This window comes from Shewanella sp. 6_MG-2023, assembly GCF_030547195.1.
Taxonomy (GTDB): domain Bacteria; phylum Pseudomonadota; class Gammaproteobacteria; order Enterobacterales; family Shewanellaceae; genus Shewanella.
Genome location: NZ_JAUOQU010000008.1, coordinates 54,696 through 65,215, shown reverse-complemented (window position 1 = coordinate 65,215; position 10,520 = coordinate 54,696). Strand labels below are relative to the sequence as shown.

At 44.5% G+C, this 10,520-nt stretch carries 9 protein-coding genes; all 9 read right to left on the bottom strand.

Annotated elements, in window-relative coordinates:
• Nucleotides 1–38: 38 nt before the first annotated feature.
• Nucleotides 39–626 carry a nucleoside triphosphate pyrophosphatase gene (locus tag Q4533_RS06740; protein WP_102520456.1) on the bottom strand — a complete coding sequence of 196 codons (588 nt, stop codon included), beginning with the start codon at nucleotides 624–626 and terminating at the stop codon, nucleotides 39–41.
• Between the two features lie 2 nt (nucleotides 627–628).
• A complete protein-coding gene (gene mreD, locus Q4533_RS06735; RefSeq protein WP_102531486.1) occupies nucleotides 629–1,117 on the bottom strand; it encodes a rod shape-determining protein MreD in 489 nt (162 codons plus the stop codon).
• Nucleotides 1,114–2,016: a rod shape-determining protein MreC gene (gene mreC / locus Q4533_RS06730; protein ID WP_102439997.1), complete on the bottom strand. Its 903-nt coding sequence runs from the start codon at nucleotides 2,014–2,016 to the stop codon at nucleotides 1,114–1,116. Before mreC ends, mreD begins: the two co-directional genes overlap by 4 nt.
• A 63-nt stretch (nucleotides 2,017–2,079) precedes the next feature.
• Nucleotides 2,080–3,129, bottom strand: coding sequence for a rod shape-determining protein (locus Q4533_RS06725; RefSeq protein ID WP_076538556.1), 1,050 nt, complete (start codon nucleotides 3,127–3,129; stop codon nucleotides 2,080–2,082).
• 310 nt (nucleotides 3,130–3,439) lie between these two features.
• Nucleotides 3,440–8,077: a DUF6701 domain-containing protein gene (locus tag Q4533_RS06720; RefSeq protein ID WP_303502450.1), complete on the bottom strand. Its 4,638-nt coding sequence runs from the start codon at nucleotides 8,075–8,077 to the stop codon at nucleotides 3,440–3,442.
• Entirely contained in the window at nucleotides 8,067–8,543 is a 477-nt protein-coding gene (locus Q4533_RS06715; RefSeq protein ID WP_102520454.1) for an MSHA biogenesis protein MshP, read from the bottom strand. Before Q4533_RS06715 ends, Q4533_RS06720 begins: the two co-directional genes overlap by 11 nt.
• Nucleotides 8,533–9,399, bottom strand: coding sequence for a PilW family protein (locus Q4533_RS06710; protein ID WP_102531489.1), 867 nt, complete (start codon nucleotides 9,397–9,399; stop codon nucleotides 8,533–8,535). Before Q4533_RS06710 ends, Q4533_RS06715 begins: the two co-directional genes overlap by 11 nt.
• A complete protein-coding gene (locus Q4533_RS06705) occupies nucleotides 9,399–9,926 on the bottom strand; it encodes a prepilin-type N-terminal cleavage/methylation domain-containing protein (protein ID WP_102440001.1) in 528 nt (175 codons plus the stop codon). Before Q4533_RS06705 ends, Q4533_RS06710 begins: the two co-directional genes overlap by 1 nt.
• Nucleotides 9,916–10,422: a Tfp pilus assembly protein FimT/FimU gene (locus Q4533_RS06700; protein ID WP_303502448.1), complete on the bottom strand. Its 507-nt coding sequence runs from the start codon at nucleotides 10,420–10,422 to the stop codon at nucleotides 9,916–9,918. Before Q4533_RS06700 ends, Q4533_RS06705 begins: the two co-directional genes overlap by 11 nt.
• Nucleotides 10,423–10,520: the final 98 nt, after the last annotated feature.

Below are 10,520 nucleotides of genomic sequence, written 5' to 3'. Positions count from 1 at the left end.
GCTCAGTGTCAAAGACAGATAACCTAAAGGAGTGTTATTTATTTAATCAGGTTCATTTCAATGAGTAGTTCGCGAGTCTCTACTAACGGTAACCCGACAACGGCAGAATAACTGCCTGTAATTGCCTGTACAAAACAGCCACCTAATCCTTGAATACCATAAGCGCCAGCTTTATCCATTGGCTCTTGGGTATCAATATAGGCATCAATAGTCTGGGCGGATAACTCACAAAAGGTTACCGCCGTTTGGCAAAGCCTTGTTAGGGTTGTAGTGCCATCAGTCACTGCAACAGCTGTCATGACTTGATGGGTTTGCCCCGACAATGACGCTAAAATAGCTTGAGCATCTTGTCTGTCTACTGGCTTACCTAAAATCTGTTCACCTAGCACCACTATCGTATCTGAGCCTAATACTTTGGCATCGTCGATTTCAGTACACAAGGCCAAGCCTGCAGCGGCTTTTTCTTTAGCTAATCGCAGCACGAAATCGGCGGCTGACTCACCAGCAATATGTGATTCATCAATATCAGGTGCTACCTGCTTAAAAGAAAATCCAGCATCTGAAAACCCAGCTTGGGCCAGTAACTCTTTGCGGCGTGGCGATGTTGAAGCAAGAACCCAACTCATACTTAGCGAACCTTATAACGTCGACGAATGTTGCGTAGCACCCAAAAAAACCACCACCACATGAAAATACTGGAGATCGCAGGTAGGAACATCGACCAATCGAAGCCAACCCCGTTAACCACAAATTCGACCCAATAAATAATCAAATGGTATAAACACACAAACAGCGCCACCAATATAGACTGCTGCCAGCGGGTAAAGTTACGTAACCTTTGCGATTGAATCACAATAAGATAAATGACAATCGAAAGTGCTAACGAGCGCACCCCTAAGGTCGCGCCAAGCAGCACATCAAGCAGCACGCCAACGACCCATGCGGTAAGTACGCTATAACGATGTGGCAGTGCCATCGCCCAATAAATCATAACCATTAACAACCAATCTGGTCGCCAAGCTTCAACAATGGGCGGCAGCGGCATGATTTGAAACATCATACTGACAAAAATGGTGATCAACACCACCATGCGGCCATTGGCAATATGCGCACTCATTGGCTCACCTCAGTATCGGTCACTAATTCAGCATCTGCCTCAAGGGGAGGAATATCGGAGACTAATGTTGGCTTGAGAGACTCAAGGTCTTCATCAGGCCAAATCAATAATACATAACGGATACGGTCTAAGGCCGCTAATGGCTGCGCAGAAATAACTGAGTAACTTTGGCCAGCATCACGGGAGATATTCATCACTCGCGCCACAGGATAACCTTCAGGGAAACGCTTCCCAAGACCCGATGTCACCAGTAAGTCACCCACTTTAACGTCGGTACTTTTAGCCACATGGCGTAATTCGATTTCATCGATATCACCGGTGCCCTGAGCAATGGCGCGAACATCATTACGGGTAATTCGCACCGGAATACCGTGGCTGGTATCAGTCAATAATAATACTCGACTGGTAAGTTCACTCACTTCAACCACTTGGCCAACAACGCCTTTGGCATCGACAACCGACTGGCCGACGAATACCCCTGTGCGAGCGCCGTGGTTAAGTACCACATAATGCCTGAAAGGATCGCTTGCCACTTCCATCACTTCTGCGACCACTTTACGCGAGTCCATGTGCACCGGTGAGCCGAGTAAGGCTCTAAGGCGCTCATTTTCTTGTCTCAAGTGTTCAAAACGTTGTAAACGCTCAGACATCAGTAATTGCTGGCGCATCAACTCTTTGTTTTGTATCGCCAACATATTACGGGTAGCAATAGAATCGGCAGACCAATCCAGCATCACACCAGGGACATTAGCTAAATATTGAAGCGGGCTTAAAACAGAAGAAATGGACTGACGAAGAGGTTCTAGGCGATCATTAGCGATAAGTAATACCACCGACAAGATAATTGCCAGTGTTAATCTAAATTGTTGCGATATACCACGAACAAAAATTGGTTTCATAATTATCAGGCGGTGACATTTTAGCTATAGAAGTCAAAATATACACCGCCATTGGTTCGCTCTTTAGTTCTCTTCAGAGAATAAGTCGCCACCGTGCATGTCGATCATCTCTAGCGCTTTACCGCCACCACGAGCAACACAGGTTAGCGGATCTTCAGCAACCATCACCGGGATACCGGTTTCTTGCATGAGCAAACGGTCAAGATCACGCAATAATGCGCCACCACCGGTTAATACCATGCCACGCTCAGAAATATCTGAAGCCAGCTCTGGTGGAGACTGCTCTAATGCAACCATTACCGCACTCACAATACCTGATAACGGCTCTTGTAGCGCTTCTAAGATTTCATTGCTATTTAGGGTAAAGCTTCTTGGTACACCTTCGGCAAGGTTACGACCACGTACTTCAATTTCAAGTACTTCGTCGCCAGGATATGCAGTACCAATAGTGTGCTTAATACGCTCAGCCGTTGCTTCACCGATTAAGCTACCGTAGTTACGGCGTACGTAGTTAATGATGGCATCGTCAAATTTGTCACCACCAATGCGTACTGATGACGAGTAAACCACACCGTTTAACGAGATAATCGCCACTTCAGTAGTACCACCACCAATATCAACAACCATTGAACCTGTAGCTTCTGATACTGGTAAACCAGCACCGATTGCAGCAGCCATTGGCTCTTCAATTAAGTAAACTTCACGCGCACCAGCGCCCATGGCTGATTCACGAATGGCACGACGCTCAACTTGTGTTGCGCCAACTGGCACACAAACAAGGACACGCGGGCTTGGACGGAAAAAGCTATTGTTATGCACTTGCTTAATGAAGTGCTGTAGCATTTTTTCAGTCACGTAAAAGTCAGCAATTACGCCATCTTTCATTGGTCGAATTGCTTGAATATTTCCAGGAGTACGGCCTAGCATTTGCTTTGCATCTGTACCCACAGCAGCTACTGATTTTTGTCCGCTGCTGCCACGCTCGCCACGAATCGCGACCACCGATGGCTCGTTTAGCACGATCCCCTCGTCACGAACGTAAATTAATGTATTTGCCGTACCTAAATCGATCGATAGGTCATTTGAAAAAACGCCACGCAGCTTTTTGAACATGTATCTAGCCTGTATTCTGTATCGTCAGAAGAAAGAAAAATCAGGTAACTTTATCAATGCCGCTGGCTTTCCACAAGACCGAACAGGTTAACAATCGCTAATCTAGGGTTTTTTTTTCTATATTAGGCAAATTAATTAAATTTTGACTTAAAACAGCCTATAAACGCTGAAAAAAAACATCAAAAACCAACCTCCATGGAATCGCGATATCCAAGACTCACGGCTTAACAGCAGTAAGTTTTGGTCAGCGTTAGCTCAAAAGTAGTATTAATGACATTAAGGCAAATGACCTAAGCGCTAAAATCAGCAGCTAACGGACTTCGCGCCAATAGATAATCCGATCATGACCACGATAGCGACCAAAAAAAGCGCTAGCTCTTGGGTCATAAAGGGTGGTGGAAGATAAATCGTCCCAATCCCAATACCATTGCAGCCACACTGGCACAGTTAAAGGCGCGCTAACTTGGCCTCTATAATCATTAGGGCCAGTGATAAGTGCATTCCATAACAAGGTAAACTCACCGTTAGCAAAACTGCTTGATTGACCAGTTCGCTCAATCGCTTGGCCAGACGTTAATGCCGGTTCAAATTGATAACCCAATGCAGCATCATCAGTTTGACGAGTTAATGCTGGCGTAACCACACTACAACTATCTTCAACATTTGTAGCCCAGTCACTGCCATTCCAATATTCAGCACGAATTGGCATTTTTAGGGTATCGTTTTCAGCACCATAGGTATTATCCATCACGATGCGTCCATGGCGAAAACGCTGAGTAGAAAGCAATTTAGCATCACAATTGCTGCCACAAATGCCCGAGGTGGCCGCATTCATATCAGGGTTGGCCACAAAGGCGAAATCACCATCGTTGTCATCGACAATAACCCCAATATCAAAACTGTCAAAAGGGCCATCTTTACCAGGAGCAGCAAGCCTGCTCAGTGTCGCCATATAGCTACTATCCACAGTTGCGACACCTGCAACCCAAGAGCTTGCGGATATTGGCAATGCGCTCAAGCGATTGCGTTTGTCATCGCCATTATCACTGTCTTCACCCACTAATAACCCTGTAGCTTTAGAGAAATTGCCTTGATAATTTTTAGTTACCTCACTGCCAATATTAAAGGCACTGATATTCATTGCCAGTGGGAATGGCTGGTCCATATAACTAAAGCCTGTGCAGCTAGGTAAAACACTCACGCCACTAATGGCGAATCTATCAGGTACAAAGCGGCCTATATTGCCCGAGCTTGCCAAAGGGATATCGTAAAAACTTGAACCTTCATAAGTGGATGGCGACTTAACTGTAAACTCAAATACCCCTACTTCACTGATAGATTGCGTAATAGTATTGGTATTATTAGTCGCAGCAATATGGTTGTAATTACCAATACTAAGACTGCCTTGCTCACCAGGTATTGGCGACACCAGTTCACTGCCCAAAGTCATCCCACTATGGATATAGTTAGGCGTAGTTAAGTTGTCACAAAAATCGCCATCATTATCAGACTGCCAAGCCATACCTTGTATCGTTAAATCAAACTCCTCACCGGCTTTTTTATATACATTGCAACTGCTATCGCCCGCTGCACAGCTAGCATTGGCATCAACAGGTTTAACGCATAAACCCACAGGAAAGCTGACAAATGAGTCTGCGCCCACCATCACTAATCCATCTTCCTCGCCAGTGCCATCGTATTGCGCATTTAATTGCATCTGACCCGCATCAGGGTAATTCACGCTAATATCGGCTTCGCCATTAGCATCAAAATCCAGCGATATCAGTGTGCGTGCGCCAACGGATGTCCCTATATCAGTTGCTGCGCCATTACCGGTTACTGCAACTTGCGCCCCAGATATAACTGAACTCGGCGAAACGTAATCGCTCCAAAAGCCCACATCTTTAGTCACATCAGCAAATTGCGGTACGCACGCTTGTGAGGCATCATCTTTTTTCACCGCAGAAACGCTAATACCAGAGGCAGGTTTATTAGCCAGCTTGTCCGGCACAGTAAAAATAAAGCCGCTGTCAGCAAAATTAAAAGTACATTGCGCCGCTGTGGGGGTATTACCGGCAATGCTACATAAAGTAGTACTAAAAGGCTTAGCACCTGGCGATGAACCTGAAACATCTATCGTGACTGGGCCGACCACATTATTACGCAACGCTAAGTTAGTACTACCATTGCTAAAACTAACCACATTACCACCAACCCAGCCACCACCCGTGGCGATGGATACAGGGCTCAATGTCGCCGTAACAAAGTCTGGAATAGTTTGAGAACAGTCTGCATTAGCACAAGCTTTCAACGTCATAGGCTCAGCATTACAGGTTAATGCCGCGCCAGTATGAGTGAACTCAAAGTGATCAATCACTACCCCTACAGGGGAAGAATCAAGCGCACAAAACTCTACATCATCTATTGCATGGATATTGGTTGCACCGCCTGTGGAGCCTGTAATAGAAAGAATAAAATCATCAGGTATTGCAGCCTGTGTAGGAATATCTAAAACATCAAAGAGAGGGATTACCTCAACAAAGCCACTTCCTGTATCGCGTGAGACTGACACCCATGACTCTCCTGTTACTCTTGAGTCGATAATGATTTTATATCGGTGTGCAGGACTGGTATTGTTATCATCCACTTTAGGCGATAGACAGTCACCATTGGTATTCGAAGTCCCGTTATTACAAGTCCCTCGTAAATAAGGGTAGCCACTGGTGCCACTGCCAGAACCGCGAATAGCGACACTTTGACGGCGGCGGCCTATATTGCTATCTCCACCTTCTGCTGAGAAGTTGCCATATTCATCAATACCAATACCGAGCCAGCCACCAGCAAAGCCTGCCACGTTACCTCTATAGCCATAGCCTAATGGCCCACCAGCAGAACCTGGTTGTGGTGTTATCGAGGCATCTGAAAACACCAATGCTATACCGTCAGCACCGCTACCGTTATAAGCAAAGTGATCAAATTCAATCTCTATGAGATTATCAGCTGCAGGAAATAAACGTTGGTATGTCGTTGAAGTTGCCTGGTTTCCAGCGGCTTCTGTAAGCTGTAATCTATTACTGACAATCGAAGGAGTGAAGTTACCACTTGAGCGAGCAGCGACCCAATCAGTGCCTAAATCACTGCGGTTAAAGTCATCAGTAAAACATTGCGTAAGCGGTTCTATTTTTTCTAATGCGACGAAGCTATAATTTTCCCATAAATGACTTCGCTCAGAACCTCGATAAGTATCTTCATCAACTACCATACTGACGGTGTCACTGGTCAGTTTACATCGACGTAGCCAACCGCCATCACCACCGCGTCGGCTAGTTTTCCCTGAAACCAGTAAGGGAGTATTAGTAAAGCCAGTTAATGATGTAGTGAAATTACACTGGTCACTTAAATTTAATGCTCCACCAGCATTAAAGGTTTGAGCATTACCAAAATGAAAATTTGTACTTTCACCATTTAACTCAATAGTACCGTTACCTGCCTTTAACGACATATACGCTACGGTTTCGGCTTGAAGCCCATTATTATCTAACCCACCGTCCATACACCGATTCGGATTTGTCACCCTAACCTCAGATGCTTCTAAAGCAACTTCAGCCCCAGTCGTTGTAAATTGCGAGGTAGTGGTAAGCCAACAATTATTAACCTGAGTTTGTATTTGGTGCAAAAAGATATCTTGGGTGTCGGGTAATATCACATCGGTATAAGGTGAGTTTGATCCAATTAGCGCATCATCTACAGCCACAGTTCCGGCGATCAATTCGGTGCCATTGGATAAGTCATGGGTGCCCTCCGTCACTGCAATCCAGTGCACCTCAGTCATAGGTTTTGAATCAACCTTTCGATTTCCTGAGGTAGGTGGCTCTTGTTGCTCCCAGCTAAAGCCTGATGTGCTAACACTGTTTTGAGTTAAATAAACTGAAGCGGGGCCATCACCATTTGCATCAGTTTCAGAAATGGTCGGCATTAAAAAGATTAGCGGTGTTGAACCTGCGGGGAAAGGCGTCTCAAAACTAACACTCCCTGTTGTAGCTCCAGTATTCGGATCAGTTATAGATATAGACTTACCGTATTGAATATGGAATGGAATGACAGGGTTGGATGATGCATCATTGATAGTCGATGAGGTCATATTTAACACTCTAGCTGTCACACGACCATTAATAATTGACTGATTGGTCATTGACAAGGTCCCATCAACAAAAATCAACCCATTAACCGTAGTGCCACTGGCTAGTGTTAGTGAACTATAGGTAATTAATTGCAATTCAAAGTTATTACCATCATTCAGCTTTACTCGATCACTCCAATTCGCAGACTGGTTAACAAAAATTCTCACATCGCCAAGTAACTCAATGGATGAGTCGCTACCTAAAAGTAATTCATCGACCCAGTAATCACCACCCGACAAGATCAATTTACCCCGATTAGTCAGTTCAAGTTTATCAAAACGATATTCATTAAAGTCATTTGTAATAGTAGCCGTACAATTATCTAGCTTAATCTCTGTAAATTCATTTTCACCGCCATCACCCAATGTTATTTGAGCATTGTTATTACAAGAATCACTACCAGCCCTGCCATTACTAGTCTCAAATTTGTTAGTGCCGTTCATCGCTAAGCCACGGATATCTCTACCGGTAATAGTACAAGTGCGATCACCGCCAGCAGCAGTATCGCAGCTTCTCCCATTACCATTTACAATGCTAATAGAACAAAACTGTAAATCATCTCCATTAGTACCATTAATTCGACTTTGATTACTTAACGATAACTGTGTGCCTGAAGCACAGTTACCGTTATTATTCCCGCGATGACCTTGGGCAACATCAGCCCAAATAACATTCTGATCAATAACCTCAAATGCATAAGCTGGCATTATCAAAAAACAACACATAACTAACGCTGTGACACTACTTTTTAGAATACTAATCACCACGGGCTTCTACCTCTACTTGTCGATTAACCCGCAGGCAATCTGTTGTAGCCGCATCGCCGCTACAATTACCGGTTTCACAAACTGCATAGCTAAGAATGCTGTATTGGGTCACGCCGTTAGCCACCGTTGGGTTACAGGCCAAAAAGACTCTACAGCCGTGGAAACCAATTGTTGATGGAGCGCTCCATTCATGACGTACTGAATTGCAAACACCAACCCCACCAGCAACCGGAAATAAGCTTGCTAATTCAGCATCTGCGCCGCTATTGGCGGCAAATAAGGCTCTGGCGCCCCACACTTCAAGATTGACGGCATCATCACCATCTTCCAGCATCCGAATTAATGTGCCCGCCAATAAAAACATGACGATTAATACAAAAATAGCAATCACCAAGGCGCTGCCTCGTTGACGTCTTGCTATTAAGCCACTAGCGCTTAGTGCCTTGTTTAAGGGGTTATGGAACATTCGTCACCTTAACTTGATGCTGATATTTGAACGTTTCGCCATTAACACTAAATCTGGGTTCAATATGGACTATGGCATTTCGCATTAGGTTTTGTTCAGTCAGTTTAATAGCAGGCTCTAGTAGCAGATTGTTACTAACATTTTCTGCCATCAATACCGCAGTGCCCATTTGCGATGGTGCGGGCTGACTCGCTATATAGCCATAGTCAGCGTAACGATAAAGTTTTACCTCACTATTGCCTATAGGGCTTTCAAAACAATAACTAATAGGCTGACTGGCAAAGTAGATACGTTTAATTGGCGACTGCTCGGCAAATTGAGCTAGGCCAGTAAATGTTAGCGTAAGCACATTGGCTGAACTTGAACTTGATTGCAGTTCAAAGCGTTTGTTTCTGCTGGCTTGATATACATCGTTAACGCCGCTGCTATTGCTAGCGAGTGGATAAACCAGCGCATATTGCCCTGCGTTAATGCTAATGCCATTATCAATCACTGTGCCGCTGACAAGGGCATCATCAGGGTAAATGGGCAGCTCAAGGTAACTGGTGCTGGAATCAATGGGCAATAATTCAATACATTGATAACTGCCACCTGTTGCAGTGCGTAATCTGACGCTATTTGGCACTGCATTACGAATATCGCGAGTCATACGCTCAACCGCAAAACGGCTTTGGCTAAGCACTTGATCAATTGAGCTTGATTCAACAAAAATACGGGTGCCAAAAATAATAAAACCGCTGACTCCAACCACCAGTATGCCCAAAATCAAAATAACCGTGACCATTTCAATTAAGGTAAAACCGACCTGTTTCGCGCCTATTTTTGATAAAGGTTTTGCCCGTTGCAGTATGCCCATTAGTAATTACTCCTTACCGCTTGGTAAGTGATCACTTCACCAGCAGGTGTAGTGACATCTACAGTAATTAATTTTTCGGCTTGGCCGTTAAGGTATGACACATCAACTTCTAACTCATAGCCCAAATACACCTCGGCGTAGGTCTGGTTTGAGTCAAGCATGAGACTGCTAATATTCAAGCCTTTGTAATCATCCACATCATTGAAATTATTACGGCTTTCACCGTTTGGCCCCAGCGTGGTTGAACAAGCTACCCCAGCAGCAGAATTACACGCTGGTATACCACCATTTGGATCGGTATTTTCATCAAAGCGCTTACCCCAAATCTCATTCATCACCGAATGGGCAAGCTCAGCAGAGCGAACCCGTGAAAGTGTTTCAACGGCGCGATCAGCTTGGGGTAACAGCATTGAGGTCATCAGTACAATGGATATGCTCAACACAAGCATACCCACCACTAGTTCAATCAAAGTAAAACCTGATTTTTTAGTTGTAAAAGCATTAAATGGGGATAATTTATAGGCCATGAATGTAGCCCTCAGATTCCATTGCAATACCTAAGGTTTCATCGGCTACCGCATTAAAACACAGGCCTGAGCAATTAATGTTTGAGCGGCCATAATTATCAAAATCTAAAAAGAAGGTCGTCGCGCTTGTACTGGCCAGCTCGATATAAGCGCCACCCTGAAAAGCTTGTTCCACTTCTGTTCTCAACAGGTTTGCGGTATTACAGCTTGCGGAGGCGGTGTTAATCGTTTGCGAATAGTGGCTAAGCTGATAACCCGTTGGCGACACACTAATACGATAACAACGATCGCTATTATTCATTGCTCTTAACTGCACTTGGCGCAGCTCACTAATAAATTCGTTTCGCAAAGAATACGCGCTATAGCTGGACTGGGGGATGAGCCTTGGGATCACAAACACAGCAATAATCCCTACGATTAGAATCGTAGTCACCAGCTCAACTAAGGTAAAGCCACAATGAACGCGTTTATGTTTAAGCCCCAGTGAAAAGATCATTACCACCTATCAAAAAGTAAATCAGTTATTAGTATGGCAAAATATAGCATAAACGTCTTGATATCCTTTATTAAAATTGCCATTTAGCTGATTGGTAA